We start from the raw sequence: 23,039 nt of genomic DNA on the forward strand, positions 1-23,039 counted from the left end.
GGTCTGGCCTTAGCCTGCGAGGATTTTGTTTTTACCGGTTTTTTTCGCCTGATACAGCAGCTGATCGGCCTGAGCGACCACGTCAGACAGCGACGCCCCGCCCATTTTGCACAGCCCGGCGCTGAAAGAAACCCGCAGATCGGCTTCGCGAAAACTCCGCGTGTGCACTGAAATTCGCCACTTTTCGAGATAACTTTGCGCCTTTTCCACCGAAACATCGCGGAACAGCACGGCGATCTCCTCGCCGCCGTAGCGATAGAGCGTGATATTTTCCAGACCCCGCAAGCGTAACCCCAGCTCAGCGAGGGTTTTCAGCACCACATCTCCGACCGTATGGCCCCAGGTATCGTTGATTTTCTTGAAATTATCGACGTCAATCATGGCGATATGGGTATTGGCCAGGCCGTTATAGCGTTCTGCATCGTTATCAAACGCGCGGCGATTTGCCAGACCCGTCAGCCCGTCCGTCAGAGCATCCTGGGCGATCTTTTCCTGCCGCTGCTGAGCGCTGTGGATCTCCTCAAACAGCAGCTCCTCAACGGCGGTCTGCTTGATCGTGCCATTTCTGATGCCATTGGTGATGCGCATGTAGATGGTATTCAGCGCCGCGCGCAGCACCCACCAGCAAAATAAAAGAATGACCTGGGTGAGCACCATTCCATAGAGGACCTTGATGCTGCCGTGGCGTACCAGCTGTTTCATCTCGCTTTCGGCAACTTCCTGGACAACAAACCACTCCTGCGGCCCGATGGTGCGATAAAAATAGTAATACCCATTCAGAAAGAATTCGCCGCGAAAGGCATTCGCGTTGCGGGCGATGGCCTGGAGGGTGCTGTCCGCAATGTTATAACCGGGGCTTATGACCATCTGGCCCTCTTTGGTCATCACAAAGGTTCGGCTTTTCATCGGCGGGTAAGTGGCATTGAGGATCGCTTCGCTTTTTTCGGCGTCGAGATTGAGTGCCAGTACGCCGTCGTTCGAGCCGTCGACGCCGTCGATGACAGGGAGTGAAATCGTCAGTACGCGCTCTTTGTGGGTGAAAATATCGTTGGTCACGCTGTAATGGGCAGTGTCGGTGTCCTCAACGGCGATGCTGAACCACGGCTCTTTGCGCGGATCCCAGGTCTCTTTACTCTCGATATAGGGCAGGCGAGTGTAGTGACCATCATTATTGGCATGAATGATTGAAACGGCATCCGGCATGATACGCAGACGTTCGATCAGCCAGTTCCTCAGCGCTAAATCGTCATGTTCTGATGTACTGAATTTATGCTGATCCGCAGCGGTACGCGCCATTTCGCGCACAATATCTTCATAGCCGCTGAGGTATTTATTAAAAAACAGCGTGACGTTATTGATATAAAGCCGATTTTGTCTTTTACAGGATTCTTTAATATCAGCCCATTGTGCCAGTGTGATCAGGAAACAAACGATAACCAGAGTAATAGACAGGGCTGAAAAACAGATATTCAGCGGCTTTCGGAAATTCAAGCTCGTGATCACTGATGGCTCCAGGTTTTGACCAAATTAGCTGACATGGGACGCACACAAAAATTTATCGTAATAAACAATAAATTAACATTATTAGAGGGTACTCAGAGGATCGTACCTGCACCATTTTTAATTGTCAAAGTCGATCGAATATCTGTTATCGATCGATAAAAACAATCACTATAATGAGGTAGAAATATAATTACGGGCTATGGTTTGGAGGAAGAAATAGGGAGTAATGGGAAATAATATTACCCGAAAGGCGGAAATAAAATTTCCCGTGCAAAATAATAATAGCGAGATTATTCGTTCTTCAGATCATATTCAATCAGCTTCCAGTTAACCGGATAACCATTCTGCCAGGGCATGGTGTCACCCTTTTTCACATTCACCACGTTGGTGACCGCCGGATTATCAATTTGCCAATAGCCGCTTTGCGGACAGGCATTTCCGCTAGAACGTTTTATACCTAATGGGCTGCGCGAAGAGTTTGTTTGTGAACTGTAGGCTGAAACTGTAGCCATGGTGAGATTGCTACTATCAATTTTCATCATTAAGCGTCCATAATTTATACATCCCCTCTTTTAATGCGACAAAAAACAAACAGAACTTAACACTTCATTTTCATTATCTATTCATATAGTTATCGTGAATGGGTTTATATTGCAAAGCTCAGATCCATTCGCCACAATAGCCCTATTATTGGATGAAAGTTGAACAAATATGATCCCTCGCGTTTGCCGTTTTCTGTTTTGCCTCACCTTCTTACTGAGCGGTAGCGCCATGGCAGTGAACTGCCAGCGAGCCGTAACGCCGCTGGAAAATACCATCTGTAATAACGACAACCTGCACTGGCTCGACAGCACCTTGTCCGTGGTTTATCAGCAGGCGGTTCACCAGGAAGGGGTGGCAGGAAACGACAAAGAGTATCGCGACTGGGAAAAGCTGCTGGAAAAATGCACCACCGATACCTGCATTGAACGCGCGTACTACGCGGGGATCAGCGCACTTTCCGATACCAATCGCGATTTCAAGTGGGAAGGAAAATGGTGGAACATGCTGGCGCCCAATATGAGCGGCGGGGTGATTCAGTTTAGCCGTAGCGCCCAGTGGAGCGAGACTCTGGATATTCGCGCGTGGGCGGGTCTGAACAAAGATGAGTTCACCGCCGAGGCGCGCAAACTCTACGGGATGCTGGTGGTGGAGCGGGTGGTGGACACCACCAACTGCAAACTGCTGCTGATCCCCAAAAACGACGGTTCACTGCAGGTCTACAGCAACTCGGACTGGGGCTGTCGCATGTCGATGCCCGCCGGGGTGTTCCTCGACGGCGCGTACCAAATGGCGGAAAGCGATCCGCGACCAAAAGCGACGCTGCTGACGCTGGGCATTTTTCCGGATGCGGCCCTCGACGACAAATTCCGTGCGCTGGTGGGCGACGATTACCAGAACTTCGTGAACAGCGCGAACGTTTATATTTATCAGGATGATATCGACAACATCGGGGCCCGCGTGATCTCCATGTGGGTGCAGGGCTCCGCTAACAAACGCACGGCCATCGTGATGTACACGCCGAAAGGGGAGATCTGGGCCGGGCGGATTTCACCCGCCAAAGAGGGTGGGTTGATGTTTAGCTATTACAGTACCGACGGCAGCGATCAGCGCAAAATGCCCCGCACGCTGGCGGGGTGGAAGTTGCGGTTTTTGGATGAGTAAGGTGAGCGGCTGGTTCGCCCAATTGGCTAAGCCCTTTATGGGAACGGTGGAATTGTTCCGTTCACTTTCGTTCCTCTGCTTCCGGTCTATCACTCTGCGGTGAACGTGCCAGGGTGGCTCAATCGCCACCACCCTGGCAACCCCGGCTCCCGGCAAAGAAAATCGCCGCTTCGCGGTGCCCTCAGCTTATTCCTTACGGCTATCGGGTCGGGCGCGATCCTGCATCCATGCAGGTCGCACCCTCTCGGCGCTTCCCTGCGCCTCGACCCGGCCTCCAGGAAACGCTTCGGCGATTTTCAGCCGGACTCACGATCCCTCAACCTTCTTAGCCGTCTGAATGTGGCACCGGTGTGGGTCCCCGCAGAAATCGGCGAACCGGAGGCCAGATGACAAGGGCTGGACGCCATGGATGGCGGCCAGAGGCGAAACGAGACAGGATGTCGAGTCGAGCCGACCGCAGGCAGATGGCCGGGAGGTGAGCGTAGTGCGAAGCACCGATTTCATGGCGGGGCGCGGGGATTGACAAGGGGGCCGCGCAGCCCCCTTGTCACGTTCACAGGTTATGAAGTGATTATATTCTGCTGAACATGAGGTGAACGGAACAATTCCACTAAGCTCACAAAAGGATTAACCGGCATGATTGCCAAACATGATCTCACGACAACGTCCCCACAATCGTCAAATCACTATCATCCGGCACCTCATTATACGACAACACATTCAAATTGCTGGCAAACAAACGCCCATAACGTGAAATCAACGGTCGCAGCTGCGGCGTCACCAGCAGCAGCGGCGGCATCCCTTTGGCTTTCATCTGCTCCTGAATGATCGGCATCGTGTTCTGCAATTGCGTCAGAATGTTCGGGTCCACCGGGAAGCTATCCAGCGCCACTTTTCCGCCCTGCTGCGACTGATTCAGCGCCCCCAGCAGCATATTCTCCAGCGCGTTATCAATCGTGTAGGCCGACAGCTTCTGCCGATCGCCATTGATGTTGTGAATAATCGCGCGACGCAGGGCATAACGCACGTCGGAGGTCAGCAGGATCGGGTCTTTGGTCACCGCCGAACTCTCCAGTAGCGTCGAGGCGATGGTCACGATATCTTTCAGCGACACCTGCTCCAGCAGCAGCTGGCGGTAAATTCGCAGCAGCAGGCTAAAGTTGAGGGCATTCGACAGATCCTCGGCCAGCTTCGGTGCCTGTTGCGCCAGGCGGGAGTGCAGGTGAGTAATATCGTCGTAGTTAAACAGCTCCGGCAGATGCTCGCGCGCCACTTTGTTGACGTGCGTCGCCACCACGCTGGCGCAGTCCACTACCTGATAACCCAGGTTCAGCGCTTTGGCTTTCTGCTCCGGATCGATCCAGACGATCGCCATCCCATACGCCGGATCCGTATCCAGCACGCCGTCGATCTCGCCGTACAGTTCAGACCCCGGAATCGCCATCAGTTTTTCGGCATACACTTCCGCCAGCGCCGTGCGGATGCCGTTGATATAAATCGCGTATTGCGCGGGCTTCAGGCGGAAGTTTTCGCGGATGCGAATCTCCGGGAGCAGCACGCCGCACTGCTCGGACACCACCTGGCGCACCCCGCGAATACGCTGCGACAGCGGGCTGCCCTTGGCGGAGTCAATCAGCGTCACCAGCTTGTACCCCAGATTCAGGCCAATCGGCTCCACCAGCGGAATACTTTCCCAGTTAATCGCGGGCGCGGCGTCCTGGCCCAGCGCGTCGGTGATCGCCTCGTAATCGGTCTCTTCCTCGGCGGGTTTTACCACTTTGCTCTGCCGCCAGGCGGCAAACAGCAGTAAACCCGTGAAGCACAGAAACGCGATGTGCGGCATCCCCGGAACAATCGCCAGAATAAACATGACGAACGCGGCGGTGTAGAGCACATGCGGTTTGGCGAGCAGCTGAGTTTTGATCTCGTCGCTGACGTCATCGCCGTCGCTCACGCGCGTCACGATAATCGCCGCGGCGGTCGCCAGCAGCAGGGAAGGGATCTGCGCTGCCAGGCCGTCACCGATGGTCAGCAGGACGTACTGCTGGAAGGCGTGGCTGGCATCGAGATCGTATTTGAAGATACCGATACAGATCCCGCCGATGACGTTAATCACCAGCACCATGATCCCGGCGATGGCATCCCCGCGGACAAACTTCGATGCCCCGTCCATCGCGCCGTAGAAGTCGGCCTCTTTCGACACCTCTTTACGCCGGTCGCGCGCCTGTTTCTGATTAATCAGCCCCGCATTCAGGTCGGCGTCGATCGCCATCTGTTTGCCGGGCAGGGCGTCGAGGGTAAAGCGCGCCGAGACTTCGGAAATACGCTCGGCCCCTTTGGTGACCACCACAAAGTTGATGATCATCAGGATGATGAAGACCACGAAACCGACGACGAAATCGCCGCCGATCACCACCTGTCCAAACGCTTCGATGACCTTACCGGCGGCGCCTTCCCCCTCGTGACCGTGGAGCAACACCACGCGCGTGGAGGCGACGTTCAGGGTCAGTCGCATCAGGGTGGTGATCAGCAGGAGCGTCGGGAACACCGCAAAATCGAGCGGGCGCTGCATGTTCACCGCCACCAGCAGGACCGTCACGGCCAGCACGATGTTGAAGGTGAACAAAATATCCAGCATCAGCGGGGACAACGGCAGCATCACCATCGCCAGCACGCTGAGCAGCAATATCGGCACGCCGATGCGGCCCTGACGGAGAATGGCAAGCATCTGCTGCGACTTACTGTTCGCCATGGGTTTTTAATACCTCTTTTGGAATGTTGATCTGCCTGTTCAGGCTCGGTTTGGCCTCAAGCTGGCCGGTGCGCCAGGATTTGAGCTGCATGACGTAGGTCAGCACGTGCGCAATGGCGCGAAAAAGCTGGGCCGGGATCTGCTGGTTCACGCGCGTGGAGTGGTACACCGCGCGCGCCAGCGGCGGAAACTCCACCACTTCAATCTGATGCTGGCTCGCCACTTCGCGGATGTAGAGCGCGATATCATCAACGCCTTTCGCCACGATGTAAGGCGCTTCGGCTTTGTTAGGATCGTATTTCAGCGCCACCGCGAAGTGGGTCGGGTTGGTGATGATCACGTCCGCTTCCGGCACGGTGCGGTTGATCTGGCCCATCGCCATCTGGCGCTGGAGCTGGCGGATGCGCCCTTTGATCTGCGGGTTGCCGTCGTTATTCTTGTACTCTTCTTTCACCTCTTGCTTGGTCATGCGCATCTTTTTGGTGAACATGAATTTGGTCAGCGGCACGTCGAGCAGGGCAAAAATCACAATCACTGAAATAAAGTAGATCAGCACATGGTGAAAAATGCCGAAACCGGCGTGGATCGCCTGGTTGAGGTTGAGCTTCTGCAGATGCAGCAGCGGGTTCAGCGAGCTGTGCACCATCGAGTACAGCACCGCCAGAATCACCCCGCACTTGAGCATCATCTTGCCGACTTCAACGAAATGGCTGGCGGCGAACATGCGCTTGATGCCGCTGATGGGGCTGATTTTTTTAAAGTCCGGCTTCAGCTTCGACATCGTGAAAATCCAGCCGCCGGGGATCAGACTCGCCACGATACAGGCCAGCGGAATCGGCGCGAGGGTGGCGATAAAGCGCAGGATCACCGAGACGTTGAGCATCAGAAACTGGCTCAGCGCGCCGCTGTCATCCAGCCGCCCGGCCATCATGCCGACCGAGGTAAAGGACTCGCTAATCAGCTGCTGGTAATAGGGAAAAAAGCTGCTCAGGGTAATAAACGAAGTCAGCAGCCCCACCGCCATGGTCAGATCTTTCGAGCGCGGCAGATCGCCCTTTTCCCGCGCTTTGCGCAGTTTCTGGGGTGTGGGTTTTTCGCTCTTATCTCCGCCCTGGGCCATCAGTGGCTCCTTACGGCTTCGAGCCTGGCCAGAATTTCATTGGTCAGGTTGAGATAGTGGTCGGGAATATTGGTCATCATCATCGAAATACAGAGCAGGCCAAACAGCATGCTGATAGGAAAGCCCAGCGAGAACAGGTTCAGGGTGGGGGAAATACGGTTCAGCAGGCCAAACCCGCCCTGCACAATCAGCATCACGAAGGTGGTGGGAATGGCGATTAAGGTCGCTGCGGACATGATCCAGCCCAAACTCTGGACGATTAATAATAATGTCGGCTTATTAATCGCCTGGCCGATGGGCCACCAGACAAAACCTTTAAACAGGATCGTCACCACCAGCAGATGCCCGTCCATAATGAAAAACAGCAGGCCGCAGAAGGTGTAAATAATCTGCGAAATCACGGTGGTCGAACTGCCGTTGACCGGATCGTTCATCATCGCCATCCCGAGGCCCATATTCATCGACAGAATATGTCCGGCGGTCTGGAGGGCGACAAACACCAGATGCATCGCCATGCCAAACAGCATGCCCCACAGCATCTGCTCGCCAATGAGCAAAATGGTGCGCACCGACAGCAGCCCGGTGAGCAGCACTTTTTCCGGCAGCATCGGGGTGATGATCACCGACAGTGCCAGCGTGAGGGCCGCTTTGATGCGTTTACTAAAGGCGCGGTTATCCAGCACCGGGCAGAAGTGGATGAACGCCAGGATGCGCACAAACGGCAGAACCAGCGCCATCAGCGGGTTAATCAGGGTGTGGATATCAATGCCCATGGCCGTCAGCCTACCAGCGCCGCCGCCTGGTGAAAGATGTTGACGGTAAAATCGACCAGCTGGGTCAGCATCCATTTGCCGCCCACGATCAACACCGCCAGCGTCACCAGCAGACGCGGCAGAAAGCTCAGGGTCTGTTCGTTAATTTGCGTGGTCGCCTGGAAAATACTGACGCACAGGCCGACGATCAGGCTCGGAATAATGGCCACCGCCGAGATAATCAGCACCAGTTTGATGCCGCTCGCCATGATGTCACCGGCAATATCCATCGTCACCATGGCTATATCCCTTGCACGCTGGAGGTGAGCGTCCCGACGATCAGCGTCCAGCCGTCGCAGAGTACAAACAGCATCAGCTTAAACGGCAGCGAGACAATCAGCGGTGACAGCATCATCATCCCCATCGCCATCAGAATACTGGCAACAATCAGGTCGATGACGAGGAACGGGATGTAGATCATAAAGCCAATCTGGAAGGCGGTTTTCAGCTCGCTTAACAGGTACGCGGGGGTGACCACCGTCAGATCCTGCTCGCGCGGATCGCCCGTGACTTTGGCGATGTCCATCATCTGCGCCATCGCTTTATTGCTGGTCTGCGCCAGCATGTAGTGCTTGAGCGGTGTTTCCGCTTTGCCGAGCGCCTGTTTCATGGTGATTTCATCATTCTGAAACGGCACGATGGCCTCGTCGTAAATCGTGGTCCAGACCGGGCGCATCACCAGCAGCGTCAGGGCCAGCGCGATGCCGGTGAGGATTTTATTCGGCGGGCTTTGCTGCAACCCGAGCGCCTGGCGCAGGATCGCCAGCACGATGATAAAGCGCGTAAAGCAGGTCATCATCAGCAGCATCACCGGCAGCAGACCCAGAAGGGTCATCATGATCAGGATTTCAATTTTGACGTTGTAATCCTGGCCGCCGTCGGTGGTGGCCGAACTAAAAAGGGTGATATCGCCGTTGGCCGCAAACAGCTGCGGCGAGAAGAGCAGCCCGGCAATCAGCAGCGCGGGTGCCACGGCGCGAAGCAGCGGTTTCATCGCGTCAGTTCACCCAGTTCTTTGCTGTTGAATTCCAGAATGCGCAGGCCGTATTTGTCGTTCAACACCACCGCTTCGGCTTTGCCAAACAGAATGCCGTTCACTTTGATGTCCAGCGCTTCACCGGCCATTTTGTCCAGCTCAATCACCGAATCGTGGTTGACGGTCATCAGCTCTGCCAGTGAAATCTCCACCGACGCCACTTCCAGCGTCAGGGTGACGGGAATGCGGCTAAAGAGCGCCATTTTGCGCAGGTCGTCGATGTCGTTCACGCTCGCAGGCTCTTCCTGAATATCGAGGCGGATATTGCCCTCAACGGTCTCTTCGCGCGGCATGTCGCCGAGGTTGAGATCGCTGAAATCCAGGGACTGGCTCAATTCTTGTTGCAGATCACTCATAAGGCTTCTCGATGGTTCTGTCGTTAAATCCACACAGGAATAACTTGCTGTGGTCTTCGGCAATGTTGGCGTCAAAAATCTGCTCTTTCCCGATATACACAGGAACGGGATCGTTGATGCTCATAGGGATAATGTCGCCCGGCTTAATTTTGGCGAGCTGGGCGACGGTCAAATTCAGGCTGGCGACCTTGCCGCTGAGTTTGAGCGGCAGGCTGTAAAACAGGCGCTCGATCTGCGAACGGTCCGGCGTGGCTTTCTTGCCTGCGGCGCTGTCCGTTGACGGGTCGCGTATGGTCATCAGCATGTGATCGACATGCTGGTTATCAAATAACAGGGTAAAGCTGCCGTGCTCATAACCTTCGAGACTAAAGGTCACGCACCACGCCCATTGATTAATAATGGTGGTGTTGTCGCTCTTTATTTCCAGGTCCTGACCGAAAGTCTCTTTATCAATCAGCAGACGCGTGAGATCGAGCCCAATTTTGGTTTTCAGGCGATCTTCTGTTTTCGTCACCGGCTGGCTGGTGTCCGGCAAAATATTGCCGCTCTCTTTTCCCAGACCATAATAGTCGTGAAGAATATGCAGTAATAATGAGCGCTCAATGCTAAAGGCAATTGAACCCAACGGCGTGGAAAAGAGCTGCGTATTTTTATGCGTCTGGTCGATAGCAAAAGTCATCGACTCCAGCGCGACATTCACCCGCAGTTTTTTAAGAAAATAGATGCTCAGTCGCGAATCAAAGATATCGAAGCTGTCATTCATCAACTTAGGTAATTTATGCCAGGGGCGACCAAGCTTGCTCACATCGAGCTTCACCATGTCGGGAATCGCCTGACGTTGGTAGATTCTGATTCGCTGAGGAGCTGCTTGCATAGTTCTTCCGCATAAAAGAGTGATGCACGTTCAGGTTTATCAATTAAACAAAAACGCAAATCGTATCTAAAAAAATTTAAGTTTATTAAAACCGTGTCGCTATACGTTATCAGGAGGAAAAACCCGCCAGCGATAAATCCAGACGCGCACTGTTTTATTAGGGACAAGAATTAGACTCTTTTTAGGCGATCGGCACAAGATTGTCGGGGTTATTAATTCCTTATTTAGCAGGCGCAGATTAAGATTAATAACTTTTGTAACTGTATGATATTCATAGATTAATATTTTAATACCCATTAAAAACAAGACTTCTCACCCCCCGTCGTTATAATGCGATTCAGTCATAAATTCCGATGCTCTCATGTATCCGGTGACTTTCGTAACCCATATCGAACTTATGCATTTATAAATATCCACGCCGCGTGGCGGAATATCTGTGCAGCAGTTTCAGGTTAATGAATTGATTAAATTGTTGGTGAGTTGTTATGAGTATTGTTATTGAACATGAAGCCCGTAATGAAAATGGATTTGTTGCCAGCGCGCCAGAAAGCGTCAATGTATTTTCATTAGCGCGTCGCGTGGCTAAATATAATGTATCGGTACTTATTACTGGCGAGACCGGAACAGGTAAAGAGTGTATCTCCCGCTATATTCATGAGAATGCATTAGGTGCAGATGCGCCTTATGTTGGTGTGAACTGTGCGGCGATTCCGGAAAGCATGCTCGAAGCGATTTTATTCGGCTACGAAAAAGGTGCCTTTACCGGCGCGGTCACCGGCGTGGCCGGAAAATTTGAACAGGCCAACGGCGGAACCTTATTGCTCGATGAAATCGGCGATATGCCCTTAGCCCTGCAGGCGAAATTATTACGCGTCTTACAGGAGCAAGAAGTTGAGCGTCTGGGCAGCCACAAACGTATTCCGCTGGATATTCGTCTGGTCGCTTCCACCAATAAAGATTTACAGCAGGAAATTGCCGAAGGGCGTTTTCGTCAGGATCTGTTTTACCGTATTTCGGTGGTACCGATTCATATCACCCCGCTGCGCGAACGTCGTCAGGACATTATTCCTCTGGCCCTGCGTTTTATTGCTAAATATAAAGCTTTCCACAAAGGCAATATTCGCCTGAGCGACGAAGCGCGCCACGCGCTGCTGGCCTACGAATGGCCGGGCAACGTCCGCGAGCTGGAGAACGTCATTCAGCGCGGCATGATTCTGAGCAACGGCGAAGAGATCACCGCGGTCGATTTCGGCCTGCCGGTGATGATCCCTACGGTCGACATGCCCGACCTCGACGTCATGCCCGCCTACCGCGAGCAGCAGAGCGCGGCCAGCGCGATGAGCAACGTCAAACTCCACGGCCGGATGGCGGAGTTCCAGTACATCCTCGAACTGCTGAAACGCCACAACGGCAACAAATCCAAAACGGCGGCTTTTTTGGGAATCACCCCGCGCGCGCTGCGCTATCGCCTGGCGTCGATGCGCGAAGAAGGCATTGATGCCGGTTGCTACTCGTAACGGCAGAAGAGACATCACCCATGGACAAAATTTCCGCTATCGGACTCCAGGCAAGCCAACAGGCAATGCTTAGCAAAATGCACAACACCGCCGCGATGGCCGCGTCTGGCGTGAATCAGGGGCAGATGATCGCCCCCGGCGCGTCGTTCCCGGAAGTGGCGGGCGCAGGCAATCTCTCCTTCTCACAGGTGCTCAACAACGCCATTGATAACGTCGATGCGGTGCAGCACTCCGCTGGGGCGAAGCAAAAAGCGATTGAAATGGGACAGAGCGACGATCTGGCTGGTGCGATGATCGAATCGCAGAAGGCGAGCGTGGCCTTCTCCGCCATGATGCAGGTTCGCAACAAACTCACCACTGCGCTCGACGAAGTGATGAATACTCCGCTCTAAGGTCTCCTCCGTGCTGAATAAGTTAAAAGAAAAATTCTCCTCTATCCCGTTCCCTGCCGGGCGGCTGAAACCCCAGTGGCTGATCACCGCAGGCGGTGTGCTGCTGGTGGGGGCGATCGTCTTCTCCCTGTGGCGCAGCAATCAGGGCTATGTTGCCCTGTACGGCAGCCAGGAAAATATTCCTGTGGCGCAGGTGGTGGAAGTGCTGGGCGCCGAGGCGATTGCCTATCGCATCAACCCCGACAACGGCCAGATTTTGATCCCGGAGAACAAACTCCCGCGCGCGCGTATGGCGCTGGCGGCGAAAGGCATTACGGCGGTGACGCCGGACGGCTATGAGCTGATGGACAAAGAGGAGATGCTCGGCAGCAGCCAGTTTATCCAGAACGTCCGCTACAAGCGCAGCCTCGAAGGTGAACTGGCGCGCAGCATTATGGCCCTCGACCCGGTCGAAAGCGCCCGCGTGCATCTCGGCCTGAGCGAATCCAGCTCGTTTGTCATGACCAATAAACCGCAGAGCAGCGCCTCGGTGATGCTGCAACTGCGCTACGGCAAACATCTGGATGAGCAGCAGGTTGCCGCCATCGTCCAGCTGGTCGCCGGAAGCGTGCCCGGCCTGCAGGCCAACAGCGTGCGCGTGGTCGATCAGGCGGGGAATCTGCTGTCGGAAAACGGCCAGCAGGGCACCACCAATATGGCCAGCATCCGCCAGGGGCGCGATGTCATCGAGCGAATCAAACACGAAACCACCAGCAACATCGCCGGGCTGCTGACGCCGTTGTTTGGCAGCGAAAACTACCGCATTAGCGTCACGCCGTCCGTGGACATGAGCAGCGTGGAAGAGACGCAGGAGCGCCTCGGGAAAGAGCCGCTGGTGAGCGACGAGAACATCTCTCGCGAAAACACCACCAACGAGCTGGCGATGGGGATTCCAGGTTCACTGAGCAACCGCCCGGTGACGCCACCGGCCGCCGCCACGCCGCCTGCCGCGCAGCAGCAAACCACCCAAACCCAGACCAGCGATCCGCGCTCGCTCACCAACCGCACCCAGGAGCAGCGCAAGTTCGCCTTCGATCGCGATATCCGCCATATCCGTCATCCTGGCTACAAGCTCGAGAAGTTACGCGTGGCGGTGGCCCTGAACCAGGCGGCACCGTCGCTGGCCTCCATGACGCCAGAGCAGCTCGCCACCCTGACGCGCCTGGTGGAAGACGCCGCCGGTATTGAAAAAGATCGCGGTGACTCCCTGACGCTAGACCGCCTGACCTTCGTCGATATGACGGTCGACGGCCTGCCGGTCCTGAAATGGTGGCAAGACCCGTCCATTCAATACTGGGGACAAACGGGCGGCATCGGTCTTCTGGCCCTGCTCACCCTGCTGTTCGGCGTGCGTCCGCTGGCGCAGCGCCTGGGTCGCCGCGAACCGCTTGAGGCTGAGGCCATCGAAGCGAAAACGCACGACGACGCACCGGAAAAAGATCTGGTCACTACCGAAAACGGCCTGACCGGCTTACCAGGACCTGCGTTTAATCAGGATAGCGAATTGCCGCCACTCAGCTCTGGCCTTGAAACCAAGGTGGAATACCTGCAGATGCTGGCGGAAAACGAAACCGAACGTATGGCTGAAGTACTGAAACAATGGATCAACAGCAATGAGCGAACAGCTAATAAACAAGAGCAGTAAAAGCAGCGTCAAAAGTGGACGCAGCCGCCTCGAGCAGGCCGCCATTCTGTTGCTCAGCGTGGGCGAAGAGGCCGCCGCAAAGCTGATGCAGAAGATGAACCGCGATGAGGTGATCCTGCTTAGCGATACGATGGCCCGTCTGCACGGCGTGAAGGTCGACCACGCGCGCTATGCGATGAACAACTTCTTTGACGATTACCGCGAGCAGAGCGGGATCAACGGTGCGTCGCGTAGCTATCTGCGCAGCATTCTGGAGAAAGCGCTCGGCGGCGAAATCGCCAGCAGCGTGATCAACGGCATCTACGGGGATGAGATCCGCCACCGTATGGCGCGCCTGCAGTGGGTCGATGTCCCGCAGCTGGCGGCGCTGATCGAGCAGGAGCACCTGCAGCTCCAGGCGGTGTTTCTCGCCTTCCTGCCGCCGGACGTGGCGGCCAGCGTGCTCAGCGCGCTGTCGCAGGAGCGCCAGGATGAAATCGTCTGGCGCATCGCGCGCCTCGACGACGTCAATCGCGACGTGATTGACGAGCTGGACCGCCTGATCGAACGCGGCGTGGCGGTGCTGTCGGAACACGGCTCGAAAGTGGTCGGCATCAAACACGCGGCCAACATCGTGAACCGTATTCCGTCCAACCAGCAGCAGCTGCTGGATCAGCTGCGCGAGCGTGATGCGGGCGTAGTCGATGAGCTGGAAGAGGAGATGTATGAGTTCTTCATCCTCAGCCGCCAGACGCCAGCCACGCTGCAGCGCCTGATGGAAGAGATCGCCATCGAAGAGTGGGCGGTGGCCCTGAAAGGCACCGAGCCGGTCCTGCGCCAGACCATTTTCAACGTCATGCCGAAGCGTCAGGTGACGCTGCTGCAATCCACCACTACGCGTCTGGGGCCAGTTCCGGTCAGCCGCGTCGACCATGTGCGTAAAGAGATCATGGCCACCGTTCGCCAGCTGGCGGAAGAGGGTGAGATTCAGGTGCAGCTGTTTGCCGAACAGACCATGGAGTAACCATGTTTAAAAAGCACAGCTTACCGCTCAGCGCGCTGACCCCGACCCGTCAGGCGGTAATCAAACCGCGTTTGCATAAATTCCCGCCGCTGCGCAAACGCCGCCCGGCGCACAGCGTGGCGGAGGACATCCCCGCGGCAGTAGACGGCGCAGCGATCCAGGAGCAGCTCCAGCAGGGATTTCAGGACGGCCTGAACCGCGGTTTTGCCCAGGGTCTGGAAGAGGGCAAAGAAGAGGGCTATCAGGAAGGGCTGCGCCTCGGTTTTGACGAGGGCGTGCGCAAAGGGCGATCCGAAGGCAAAACCCAGGCGCGCCAGCAGTTTCTCGATGCGGCGCATCCCCTGGATGAGATCATTCAGTCGATGGAAACCTTTATGGCGGGCTACGAACAGCGCCGTCGCGAAGAGCTATTGCAACTGGTGGAGAAAGTGACCCGCCAGGTGATCCGCTGTGAACTGACTCTGCATCCGACGCAGATTTTGACCCTGGTGGAGGAAGCGCTTAGCGCGTTGCCCCAGCAACCCGAGCAGATCAACGTCATGCTCAACAGCGAAGAACATCGCCGCATCAGCGAAGCCGAGCCCGAGAAAGTGACCCAGTGGGGGCTGATGGCGGACCCCGACCTCGCCCCCGGTGAATGCCGCGTGGTGACTAACACCACCGAGATGGACGTCGGCTGCCAGCACCGCCTGGACCAGTGCATGGACGTGCTAAAAGAGACGCTCCTGCCGGAATCCCGCGATGAGTGATACCGATTTCGCGCAGGTCCTGCGCTCCATCGACAACATCAACCTCGCCCGCGTGGCCGGACGTCTGGTGCGCGTGGCGGGGATTTTGCTGGAATGCGTCGGGTGTCGTCTCGCCGTCGGCCAACTGTGCCAGGTTGAAAGCGCGGATGGCGAGTTTATCGAAGCCCAGGTGGTGGGTTTCGATCGCGACGTGACCTTTTTGATGCCCTTCAAACAGCCGTCCGGCCTGATGGCGGGCGCGCGCGTCTATCCGATGGACAAACAGCAGGGCGTGTTGATTGGCGATCAGTGGCTCGGGCGCGTGGTCAACGGCCTCGGGGAACCTATCGACGATAAAGGCAAACTCTCCGGCGACACGGTGCTCCCGCAGCAACTCCCGCAGGTTCACCCCCTGCGCCGCCAGCCGGTGGCTGCGCCGCTCGACGTCGGCGTGCGGGCGATCAACGGCCTGCTGACCATCGGCAAAGGCCAGCGCGTGGGGCTGATGGCGGGGAGCGGCGTCGGCAAAAGCGTGCTGCTCGGGATGATCACCCGTTACACCCAGGCCGAAGTGGTGGTGGTGGGGCTGATCGGCGAGCGCGGTCGCGAAGTAAAAGAATTTATCGAACATTCGCTGGGCGAAGAGGGGCGGCGTAAATCGGTGATTGTCGCCGCGCCTGCGGATGAATCGCCGCTGATGCGCATCAAGGCCACCGAGCTGTGCCACACCATCGCCAGCTACTACCGCGACAAGGGCAAAGACGTTCTGCTGCTGGTGGATTCCCTGACCCGCTACGCCATGGCCCAGCGTGAAATCGCCCTCTCGCTCGGCGAACCGCCTGCCACCAAAGGCTATCCGCCGTCGGCGTTCGGCATGATCCCGCGACTGGTGGAAAGCGCGGGCAACAGCGAAAGCCACGGCTCGATGACCGCGATTTATACGGTGCTGGCCGAAGGCGATGACCAGCAGGACCCGATCGTCGACTGCGCCCGTGCGGTGCTCGACGGGCACATCGTCCTGTCGCGCCATCTGGCGGAAGCGGGCCACTATCCGGCCATCGACATCGGGCAGTCTATCAGCCGCTGCATGAGCCAGGTGACGGAGCGCGAGCACCAGCTTTCGGCGCGGACCCTAAAACAGCTGTACGCCGAATACCAGAGCATCAAGCCGCTGATCCCGCTCGGCGGCTACGTCGCCGGTGCCGATCCGATGGCCGATAAAGCGGTCAACCTCGCTCCGGCGATCACCCGCTTTCTACAGCAGGAAGTGCAGGATGCGGCCCTGCTTGACAAAACCATCTCCGATCTCAACGTACTGGCGAAAGCAGGATAATCGACGATGAGCAAACTGATTCACACCCTCGAACAACTTCATCTGCTGCGCCACCGCGCGGTGAAAGACCTGAGCAGCAAACTCGCCACCCAGCAGCAGCTGTGCCAGCGCCTGGAGAAGAACATCCACGCCCTGTCGAACCTCGTTAACCACAGCGCGCCGGAGATCCAGGGCAACGCGACCATGCTCAACAACCAGTCGTTCTACAAGCGCAATATCCAGCGCGTGATCGACTGGCAGCGACAGGAGCAGGCGCTCGCGACCGTCGAAGCGCAGAAGTTGCAGGGCAATTTGCTGGCGGAATCACGCCGGGAGAAGAGCCTCGAACTGGTGCTCGACGGGCGTCGTCAGGATCTGCGTCAGGAGCAGGAGCGCCGCGAGCAAAAGGTCACTGACGCGGTTTCCGCGCAGTGCTGGTTAAGACAACAGCAGGCACAGCGACAGCGATAAAATGGCTACGAATTTGATGCAGACGCTGCTCAAACGCCAGCAGCAGAAAAAAAACACAGAGCACCCTTTCGTCAGCGTGATCTGCCCGACCTGGGATCGCCGGGCGTTTTTGCCCTATCTGCTCTATCTCTTTCAGTATCAGGACTATCCGGCGGATAAACGCGAGCTGGTGATCCTCGACGACTCGGCGGAGAGCAACGAAGATCTGATCGCGATGATGGTCGATGCGCGCGTGGACAACGTGCGCTACATCCACAGCCCGGAGCGCCTCGATCTCGGCAAAAAACGCAACATGCTTAACGAGCTGGCGAAAGGGGAGTACATCGTCTGCTTCGACGATGACGATTACTATCCGCCGAACAAAATCAGCGCCCAGGTGGGCGAGATGCAGCGCAACAACGCGCTCTTCTCCGGCAGCGACACGATTTATATCTGGTACAGCCATCTCGACAAAATCTATCGCACCCACGCGTTTGGCGCGCACCACGCCCTGAACGGGACGTTTGCCTATCACCGCAACTTCCTGAAAAACCACCGCTACGAAGACACGGCGGTGCTGGCGGAAGAGCAGGCGTTCCTGAACAACTTCACGTCGCCGGTGCTTCAGATTGACCCCAAACAGGCGATTCTGTGCATCTCGCACAGCAGCAATACCTATGACAAAGATTTTGTGCTCGGATCGAGCCAGCCGACGGATCTGACGCTGGACGATTTCGTCGCGGACCGCAATCTGCTGAGCCACTATCGCCGCCTGAGCCACGCGCCGCTGAGCACCTCCGTGCAGTGGTCGGCGCTCGATAAGGTGGCGGTGATGTACGACCAGCCCGAGCAACTGGAAAACCAGCGCCAGGCGCTGGCCGCGCTTGGCCTGGACGACAGTCAGCTTGTGCCTTTTGCTCGCGGTATGCAGAGCGAACTGGAGACGCACTGTGAGGTACTGGACACCGCGATGCGTGAAGGCTGGCGCAGCGTGCTGCTGCTGGATGCGTCGGTGAAATACGTGCGCAAAGAGATGTCGATCAAAACGGTCAACCAGCTGCTTTCCCGCCTCGAACATATCGACTGGCAGGGGCTGCTGCTGGGCGCACGTTATCAGCGCATTTCACCCCTGAACGCCTTGCCCGGCGTGGCCCGCATTACCCGCGCCGACTGCGCTTGCGCCTATGCCGTGAACGGCAAATACATTCCCGAGCTGCTGGCCCACTACCGGGAGGCCATCGCGCAACAGTACAGCCTTGATGCCTGCTGGCCTGCGCCAATGCAGGCTCACTGCTGGCTTGGCCTGCAGCCGAGCTTCGCTTTTTTACCCGAGATATCCGACCGCGAAAGCGGAAAGAGTGTCGATTGCACCCACTGGTTTTTTCGCAAAAACTTTCAATGAAAAAGGGCCGCGACGCCCGCGGCCGGAGTACCTTATGGAATTGATTGAGCACTACCAACCCGAGTACGTCATTCGCTTCGCCGAGCGCGTGCGACCGTGCGACTGTCCTGCCTGCCAGAACCGCGCGGACGACTGGCCCGCCACGCAGCTAAAACTGAAAAATCAGCAGCGCGACAGCCTCGACGCCGGCTGCGAAACTGCGGCCCGCGAAATCCTGCTCAACCCGCAAGCCTTTGTTCTGCATACCTCCACCACCCGCCCGGACAGCGAGCTGGGGCTGAGCGCGTGGGACGAAACCCTGAATCAGCAGTGTATCAACCTGGCGGTTCACCCGGCGCTGACCCTCGAAAGCAGCCTGTACGCGACCGGCGTGCTGCTGAGTAAAGCCCAGCGTTATCTCGATAACGATCAATGCGACCCGCAGCTGCTGCTGGAGATGGGCGAACAGCTCGCGGATCTGGCCGAGCGTGGAATTCTGGACGAACAGCTGCAGCTCCTGCCGCCGATTGAGGTCAACCGCGTGGAGGCCCTGGAGCAGATGGGCGCGATGCGCCTGACCCTGAACCTGCCCGCGATGCAGAAAATGAGCATGATGCTGAAGCTCAGCGAACTGGCGGTGATGCAGCCCGCGCGCCTGCAGGATCGTTTACGCGAACTGGAAGCGGTGACCGCGCGCAACGCGCTCCTGACAGATCAGCCGCATATCCTGCGCAACGCCCTGATCTATAAACTCTACGGCGAATGCCTGCCCGGCCCGAACGCCGATAACTACGGCGATGTGCTGATGTCCCTTACCCGGATGATGTTCCAGCTGAAAATGCTGTGCGCCATGTGGCTGGAAGACAACGCCCAGTTGACCCACGACGACGTGGTGGCCCTGTTCAGCGCGTGGTTCAGCTGGCAGCGCGGGAATGTGTGGAAAGGGGCGAATTCTGCGGACTATACGTTGCTGTGTGGGTTGTCGTTGATTTGATTTCGGACTTGTTCTAGTCCCATTATGGGACTAGAATTGTTCCATGAAAATCATCTCAGTCAAGATATTAAGGGACTTCTGGGCGGAGAACCCTGGCGCTGAACAACCGCTAAGGGCCTGGGTAGACGAGGCAACAAAAGCTGACTGGAAAACCCCGGCAGAGATCAAAGAACAATACCGCAGCGCCAGCATTCTTAAGGACAGGCGAGTGGTTTTCAACATTAAGGGAAATAATTACCGACTTATAGTGGCAATTGCGTATCAGCGTGGATGGATTTTCGTCAAATTTATCGGAACTCACAAGGAATACGACGCCATAGATGCGGATACAGTTGAACTGGAGTGAATGATGAACATTAAACCCATCAGAACTGAACAAGATTATGAGGCCGCCCTCAGGGCGGTCGAACCTATGTTCGAGAATGAGCCGGCGATGGATACGCCAGAAGGCGACTACTTTGAAGTGATGTGTTTGCTTATCGAAGAATACGAAAAAAAACATTATCCGATTGAGCCGCCTTCAGCGATAGAAGCCATCAAATTCCGTATGGACCAACTAGGGCTGAGCGTTAAAGATCTCGAGCCTGCCATTGGTAAATCTAATCGTGTTTACGAAATTTTGAATGGCACGCGAACACTGACTTTACCGATGATCCGTCGGCTTCATGCGCAATTTGGGATCCCTCTTGAGAGCCTGATTAGTGCATGACTTAACCGCCCTTTGGGCGGTTTTTTTTCATAGAGCACACCCTGCCCCAGATTGCGTATGAATGATGACGGGGTCATGTTGTCTGGCTTTCAGATAGTGATATCAACACTCTTTTTACGACATACAATTCTTGGTAAGTTATGTTCCAATTTCATCATCAAAAATAATTAAATGGATAATGGCATAATCAACGGTGTACATCATTATCTATAAAAAACGCGTCTAAATAATATTATTCGACTCTTTCATTGAACAATAACACTCGTGAATAAATTACATCAACGCATTGCTTAAACTAATTAATGTAATTCACCTCCATGCAATTACATTCGAAAATTAGATACTCCTTCCAGTAATAGCTATTTTAAAAATAAAGTACCGACCGTATTATTTCCCCCGCACCTGCTATAACAGGTGTCGGGATTAGCCTCCTGAAACCCTCACTGACGACACACCAGTTTTTGTGTCGTTCGCACGGCTACGCTAATATGGCGGGCCGGGCGGGGGCGTCGCAAGACGCGCCGGTGTCAGTGAGGCCGGTAAGGCTAACCCCGCTCGGAACCGCCACCCGTGAGATTAGCCTCTCTCCCGGCGGTCATTAAAATCTCTCACTGGAGTTTTCCTTATGACCACCTTCTTTACCCCAGCCCACGATCTCCTCATCCTCCCTTTCAGCGCTGCGACGGATTTCACCGATCTCGCCGACTGCTGCGATCGCTTTGCCGAAACTCTGATGGAATGCCACGAACCCGTGGAGAAAATGGCGCTGTTAGGTCGTATCGGGGCCTGTCTGGCCCTGCTGCGCCCGACGCTCAGCGAACCGATCCCGGCGCACCTGATCGAACGTTTTACCGTCGACACGCTGCCTGAAACAACCCCGTATTTTGAGCCGGATGCCGAAGCCCTGTGTGATTACTGCCAGTCGCTAACGCTGGTGCTGTGCGGACAATCGCTGTTGCCGGAAACCGAGAAGACGCTGAAAGCGCTGCTGTGTGAGCTGATGTGGATGTTTGCCGGCGATCTCAAAGCGCCCCGCTGGGCCAGAGAGCAACTGCCGCACTAGTGAAGACGCCCCGCCTGCGGGCTGGGGTAGTAGCTCTTTAATTTAAGTAGACATCAAAACCATAAATTTGTGGGTTTGATGTCTACTTAATATCGCATTATAGTTATGTGGACACCAAAGCCATAAAAAGAGGGTGTAAACGTCCACTTATGAACCGAGCCAATGCACTAAAAAAACTCACCGAATGGGACAAACGAGGGCGCTACGTCTTTACGCTCGCCGATCTGAGCAAGATGTTTGCCGAAGACAGTCCGAAAACGCTCCAGGCAGGATTAAATCGTCTGGTGAAAGAAGGTATTTTGACTCGACCTGTGCGCGGCGTTTATCTGTTCAACCTTGCTCATAGTGGCGACAGTTACGCCATCGAACATATCGCCCGAGCGCTAAGACGTGGTGAGTATAACTATGTCAGCCTGGAATCAGCTCTAAGCGAATATGGCGTCATTTCGCAGATCCCCATCGACAGGCTCACTGTGATGACGACCGGTAGAAAAGGCACGTATCACACCCCCTTTGGTACCATTGAGTTTACCCATACCAAACGCTCTCAGCAGGATATTCTGGCGGGAATGGTGCAGGTCAATCGTCCGTTAAGGATCGCTACGCCTGAATGTGCACTGCGGGATTTAAAACGAGTCGGTCGTAATGTTCATCTGGTTAACGAAAAGGCGTTATTAAATGACAAATAAAGCGAATTTTGTCCAACTCACCGAGCTTGCCATGCAGGGGACCGGGCGTGCCCATATGCGTCCGGTGATTGAGAAAGAGCTTCTGCATTACGATATCCTTTTCTGTCTTGATGCCAATGGGCTGCTGGATCAGCTGACTTTTCAGGGAGGGACTTCGCTGCGTCTCTGTTACGGCGCACCGCGTTTTAGTGAAGATTTAGATTTTTCCGGTGGTGTCGATTTCAACAGTAAAAAGCTACAAGCGATGAAAACCTGTCTGGAGCGCTATATTGGCGATCGCTATGGTTTTGAGGTTTCGGTTAAAGAGCCCGCGGAGCTCAAAGATGAGCCTGAATATGCAGGTCTGAAGGTGGATAAATGGCAGGTTTCTATTACGACCGCGCCTGAACGCAGAGATCTGCCCAGACAACGAATCAAAATCGAAGTGGCGAATATTCCTTCTTATTCGCGAGAACCCAAAGCGTTGCTGGCGAACTATGAATTTCTGCCCGATGGATACTCCGACACGCTGGTATTTGCCGAATCGCTGGATGAAATAATGGCTGATAAGTTAGTTTCGCTTGTGAATACGCAACGTTATGTCCGCAACCGAGATATCTGGGATTTGCGTTGGCTGAAACAGCAAGGCGCCATCGTGCGTATGGACTGGATAAAAAACAAAGTCTCAGATTACTCCGTTGAGGATTATTCGGGAAAAGTCGCCACGATGCTCGCACGCTTACCCGATATTATAAAAGGCGATGCCTTCCGAAACGAAATGGCGCGTTTTATCCCGCAGGACGTGCAGGAGCGTACACTGCATAAAGAGAAATTTTTTATTTTCCTGACGGCTGAAATCACTGGATTGCTGCAACAAGTGCAACTGGAGTTTCACTGAGGAAAATGCCCGGCCTGGGCTTACTCGGTTTTTGTAGGCCCGTGCAAACGAAGTGCCGCCGGGCGATGTTGACTGGCGGCTCA

General features: G+C 55.5%; 24 protein-coding genes. 15 read left to right on the forward strand and 9 right to left on the reverse strand.

Annotation, left to right across the window (positions count from 1 at the left end; translation table 11 throughout):
- Positions 1 to 9: 9 nt before the first annotated feature.
- Together AC3WS9_RS01530 and AC3WS9_RS01535 are read right to left on the reverse strand one after the other, a co-directional pair.
- Entirely contained in the window at positions 10 to 1,296 is a 1,287-nt protein-coding gene (locus tag AC3WS9_RS01530; protein ID WP_492486314.1) for a sensor domain-containing diguanylate cyclase, read from the reverse strand.
- A 497-nt stretch (positions 1,297 to 1,793) separates the two neighbouring features.
- The gene (locus AC3WS9_RS01535; RefSeq protein ID WP_282494811.1) at positions 1,794 to 2,045 is read right to left on the reverse strand and encodes a hypothetical protein; all 252 of its coding nucleotides are present in this window, start codon (positions 2,043 to 2,045) and stop codon (positions 1,794 to 1,796) included.
- Positions 2,046 to 2,274: 229 nt separating this feature from the next.
- On the opposite strand from AC3WS9_RS01535, the gene AC3WS9_RS01540 reads away from it, so the two are divergent.
- On the forward strand, positions 2,275 to 3,207 hold the full coding sequence (locus AC3WS9_RS01540; RefSeq protein WP_285150594.1) for a lysozyme inhibitor LprI family protein: 933 nt from the start codon (positions 2,275 to 2,277) through the stop codon (positions 3,205 to 3,207).
- A gap of 655 nt (positions 3,208 to 3,862) precedes the next feature.
- On the opposite strand, the gene AC3WS9_RS01545 is transcribed toward AC3WS9_RS01540, so the two are convergent.
- The 7 genes from AC3WS9_RS01545 to AC3WS9_RS01575 are packed head-to-tail and all read right to left on the reverse strand — an operon-like array spanning position 3,863 to position 10,157.
- Positions 3,863 to 5,959, reverse strand: coding sequence for a flagellar biosynthesis protein FlhA (locus AC3WS9_RS01545; protein ID WP_282494809.1), 2,097 nt, complete (start codon positions 5,957 to 5,959; stop codon positions 3,863 to 3,865).
- Positions 5,946 to 7,082 carry a flagellar biosynthesis protein FlhB gene (gene flhB / locus AC3WS9_RS01550; protein ID WP_390888441.1) on the reverse strand — a complete coding sequence of 379 codons (1,137 nt, stop codon included), beginning with the start codon at positions 7,080 to 7,082 and terminating at the stop codon, positions 5,946 to 5,948. Before flhB ends, AC3WS9_RS01545 begins: the two co-directional genes overlap by 14 nt.
- Positions 7,079 to 7,852: a flagellar biosynthetic protein FliR gene (fliR, locus tag AC3WS9_RS01555; protein ID WP_492486316.1), complete on the reverse strand. Its 774-nt coding sequence runs from the start codon at positions 7,850 to 7,852 to the stop codon at positions 7,079 to 7,081. The genes flhB and fliR overlap by 4 nt, the downstream gene beginning before the upstream one ends.
- Positions 7,853 to 7,857: 5 nt before the next feature.
- On the reverse strand, positions 7,858 to 8,130 hold the full coding sequence (gene fliQ, locus AC3WS9_RS01560; RefSeq protein ID WP_282494806.1) for a flagellar biosynthesis protein FliQ: 273 nt from the start codon (positions 8,128 to 8,130) through the stop codon (positions 7,858 to 7,860).
- A gap of 2 nt (positions 8,131 to 8,132) precedes the next feature.
- The gene (gene fliP / locus AC3WS9_RS01565) at positions 8,133 to 8,885 is read right to left on the reverse strand and encodes a flagellar type III secretion system pore protein FliP (protein ID WP_282494805.1); all 753 of its coding nucleotides are present in this window, start codon (positions 8,883 to 8,885) and stop codon (positions 8,133 to 8,135) included.
- Positions 8,882 to 9,283 carry a FliM/FliN family flagellar motor switch protein gene (locus AC3WS9_RS01570; RefSeq protein WP_282494804.1) on the reverse strand — a complete coding sequence of 134 codons (402 nt, stop codon included), beginning with the start codon at positions 9,281 to 9,283 and terminating at the stop codon, positions 8,882 to 8,884. Before AC3WS9_RS01570 ends, fliP begins: the two co-directional genes overlap by 4 nt.
- Positions 9,276 to 10,157 carry a FliM/FliN family flagellar motor switch protein gene (locus tag AC3WS9_RS01575; RefSeq protein ID WP_492486320.1) on the reverse strand — a complete coding sequence of 294 codons (882 nt, stop codon included), beginning with the start codon at positions 10,155 to 10,157 and terminating at the stop codon, positions 9,276 to 9,278. The genes AC3WS9_RS01570 and AC3WS9_RS01575 overlap by 8 nt, the downstream gene beginning before the upstream one ends.
- A 485-nt stretch (positions 10,158 to 10,642) precedes the next feature.
- Between AC3WS9_RS01575 and AC3WS9_RS01580 the strand changes: the two genes are divergently transcribed.
- From AC3WS9_RS01580 to AC3WS9_RS01645, 14 genes are all read left to right on the forward strand, one after another.
- A complete protein-coding gene (locus AC3WS9_RS01580; protein WP_282494802.1) occupies positions 10,643 to 11,674 on the forward strand; it encodes a sigma-54 interaction domain-containing protein in 1,032 nt (343 codons plus the stop codon).
- Positions 11,675 to 11,694: 20 nt separating this feature from the next.
- A complete protein-coding gene (fliE, locus tag AC3WS9_RS01585; protein ID WP_285145921.1) occupies positions 11,695 to 12,066 on the forward strand; it encodes a flagellar hook-basal body complex protein FliE in 372 nt (123 codons plus the stop codon).
- Positions 12,067 to 12,076: 10 nt separating this feature from the next.
- Positions 12,077 to 13,750, forward strand: a complete 1,674-nt coding sequence (fliF, locus tag AC3WS9_RS01590; RefSeq protein WP_492486323.1) for a flagellar basal-body MS-ring/collar protein FliF — start codon at positions 12,077 to 12,079, stop codon at positions 13,748 to 13,750.
- Entirely contained in the window at positions 13,719 to 14,753 is a 1,035-nt protein-coding gene (locus AC3WS9_RS01595) for a flagellar motor switch protein FliG (protein ID WP_282494799.1), read from the forward strand. Before fliF ends, AC3WS9_RS01595 begins: the two co-directional genes overlap by 32 nt.
- A 2-nt stretch (positions 14,754 to 14,755) precedes the next feature.
- Positions 14,756 to 15,502 (forward strand): flagellar assembly protein FliH, encoded by a 747-nt coding sequence (fliH, locus tag AC3WS9_RS01600; protein ID WP_282494798.1) that lies wholly within the window; start codon positions 14,756 to 14,758, stop codon positions 15,500 to 15,502.
- Complete coding sequence (gene fliI / locus AC3WS9_RS01605; RefSeq protein ID WP_285150591.1) at positions 15,495 to 16,814, forward strand: flagellar protein export ATPase FliI; 1,320 nt, start codon at positions 15,495 to 15,497, stop codon at positions 16,812 to 16,814. Before fliH ends, fliI begins: the two co-directional genes overlap by 8 nt.
- A gap of 6 nt (positions 16,815 to 16,820) precedes the next feature.
- The gene (fliJ, locus tag AC3WS9_RS01610) at positions 16,821 to 17,264 is read left to right on the forward strand and encodes a flagellar export protein FliJ (RefSeq protein ID WP_492486326.1); all 444 of its coding nucleotides are present in this window, start codon (positions 16,821 to 16,823) and stop codon (positions 17,262 to 17,264) included.
- 1 nt (position 17,265) lies between these two features.
- A complete protein-coding gene (locus AC3WS9_RS01615) occupies positions 17,266 to 18,645 on the forward strand; it encodes a glycosyltransferase family 2 protein (RefSeq protein ID WP_492486328.1) in 1,380 nt (459 codons plus the stop codon).
- A 34-nt stretch (positions 18,646 to 18,679) separates the two neighbouring features.
- Complete coding sequence (locus AC3WS9_RS01620; protein WP_492486330.1) at positions 18,680 to 19,618, forward strand: hypothetical protein; 939 nt, start codon at positions 18,680 to 18,682, stop codon at positions 19,616 to 19,618.
- A gap of 43 nt (positions 19,619 to 19,661) precedes the next feature.
- Complete coding sequence (locus AC3WS9_RS01625; RefSeq protein ID WP_285155496.1) at positions 19,662 to 19,964, forward strand: type II toxin-antitoxin system HigB family toxin; 303 nt, start codon at positions 19,662 to 19,664, stop codon at positions 19,962 to 19,964.
- 3 nt (positions 19,965 to 19,967) lie between these two features.
- Positions 19,968 to 20,327 (forward strand): helix-turn-helix domain-containing protein, encoded by a 360-nt coding sequence (locus AC3WS9_RS01630; RefSeq protein WP_285155505.1) that lies wholly within the window; start codon positions 19,968 to 19,970, stop codon positions 20,325 to 20,327.
- A gap of 625 nt (positions 20,328 to 20,952) precedes the next feature.
- Positions 20,953 to 21,390, forward strand: coding sequence for a hypothetical protein (locus AC3WS9_RS01635; RefSeq protein ID WP_492486333.1), 438 nt, complete (start codon positions 20,953 to 20,955; stop codon positions 21,388 to 21,390).
- 149 nt (positions 21,391 to 21,539) lie between these two features.
- On the forward strand, positions 21,540 to 22,079 hold the full coding sequence (gene abiEi / locus AC3WS9_RS01640) for a type IV toxin-antitoxin system AbiEi family antitoxin (protein WP_492486335.1): 540 nt from the start codon (positions 21,540 to 21,542) through the stop codon (positions 22,077 to 22,079).
- On the forward strand, positions 22,069 to 22,956 hold the full coding sequence (locus AC3WS9_RS01645; protein WP_492486337.1) for a nucleotidyl transferase AbiEii/AbiGii toxin family protein: 888 nt from the start codon (positions 22,069 to 22,071) through the stop codon (positions 22,954 to 22,956). Before abiEi ends, AC3WS9_RS01645 begins: the two co-directional genes overlap by 11 nt.
- The last annotated feature ends 83 nt before the right edge of the window (positions 22,957 to 23,039 follow it).

The organism is Lelliottia sp. EB106-05-01-XG201, assembly GCF_058791735.1.

Excerpts from the sequence above, each read along its gene's own strand:
- fliE (WP_285145921.1), top strand. The coding sequence starts at position 11,695 with ATGGACAAAATTTCCGCTATCGGACTCCAGGCAAGCCAACAGGCAATG.
- fliQ (WP_282494806.1), bottom strand. The coding sequence starts at position 8,130 with ATGGTGACGATGGATATTGCCGGTGACATCATGGCGAGCGGCATCAAA.
- AC3WS9_RS01570 (WP_282494804.1), bottom strand. The coding sequence starts at position 9,283 with ATGAGTGATCTGCAACAAGAATTGAGCCAGTCCCTGGATTTCAGCGAT.
- fliR (WP_492486316.1), bottom strand. The coding sequence starts at position 7,852 with ATGGGCATTGATATCCACACCCTGATTAACCCGCTGATGGCGCTGGTT.
- AC3WS9_RS01615 (WP_492486328.1), top strand. The coding sequence starts at position 17,266 with ATGGCTACGAATTTGATGCAGACGCTGCTCAAACGCCAGCAGCAGAAA.
- AC3WS9_RS01540 (WP_285150594.1), top strand. The coding sequence starts at position 2,275 with ATGGCAGTGAACTGCCAGCGAGCCGTAACGCCGCTGGAAAATACCATC.
- abiEi (WP_492486335.1), top strand. The coding sequence starts at position 21,540 with ATGAACCGAGCCAATGCACTAAAAAAACTCACCGAATGGGACAAACGA.
- AC3WS9_RS01575 (WP_492486320.1), bottom strand. The coding sequence starts at position 10,157 with ATGCAAGCAGCTCCTCAGCGAATCAGAATCTACCAACGTCAGGCGATT.
- AC3WS9_RS01625 (WP_285155496.1), top strand. The coding sequence starts at position 19,662 with ATGAAAATCATCTCAGTCAAGATATTAAGGGACTTCTGGGCGGAGAAC.
- AC3WS9_RS01630 (WP_285155505.1), top strand. The coding sequence starts at position 19,968 with ATGAACATTAAACCCATCAGAACTGAACAAGATTATGAGGCCGCCCTC.
- fliP (WP_282494805.1), bottom strand. The coding sequence starts at position 8,885 with ATGAAACCGCTGCTTCGCGCCGTGGCACCCGCGCTGCTGATTGCCGGG.
- fliJ (WP_492486326.1), top strand. The coding sequence starts at position 16,821 with ATGAGCAAACTGATTCACACCCTCGAACAACTTCATCTGCTGCGCCAC.
- AC3WS9_RS01620 (WP_492486330.1), top strand. The coding sequence starts at position 18,680 with ATGGAATTGATTGAGCACTACCAACCCGAGTACGTCATTCGCTTCGCC.
- AC3WS9_RS01530 (WP_492486314.1), bottom strand. The coding sequence starts at position 1,296 with ATGGCGCGTACCGCTGCGGATCAGCATAAATTCAGTACATCAGAACAT.
- AC3WS9_RS01635 (WP_492486333.1), top strand. The coding sequence starts at position 20,953 with ATGACCACCTTCTTTACCCCAGCCCACGATCTCCTCATCCTCCCTTTC.
- AC3WS9_RS01645 (WP_492486337.1), top strand. The coding sequence starts at position 22,069 with ATGACAAATAAAGCGAATTTTGTCCAACTCACCGAGCTTGCCATGCAG.
- fliI (WP_285150591.1), top strand. The coding sequence starts at position 15,495 with ATGAGTGATACCGATTTCGCGCAGGTCCTGCGCTCCATCGACAACATC.
- AC3WS9_RS01580 (WP_282494802.1), top strand. The coding sequence starts at position 10,643 with ATGAGTATTGTTATTGAACATGAAGCCCGTAATGAAAATGGATTTGTT.
- AC3WS9_RS01545 (WP_282494809.1), bottom strand. The coding sequence starts at position 5,959 with ATGGCGAACAGTAAGTCGCAGCAGATGCTTGCCATTCTCCGTCAGGGC.
- AC3WS9_RS01595 (WP_282494799.1), top strand. The coding sequence starts at position 13,719 with ATGAGCGAACAGCTAATAAACAAGAGCAGTAAAAGCAGCGTCAAAAGT.
- AC3WS9_RS01535 (WP_282494811.1), bottom strand. The coding sequence starts at position 2,045 with ATGATGAAAATTGATAGTAGCAATCTCACCATGGCTACAGTTTCAGCC.
- fliH (WP_282494798.1), top strand. The coding sequence starts at position 14,756 with ATGTTTAAAAAGCACAGCTTACCGCTCAGCGCGCTGACCCCGACCCGT.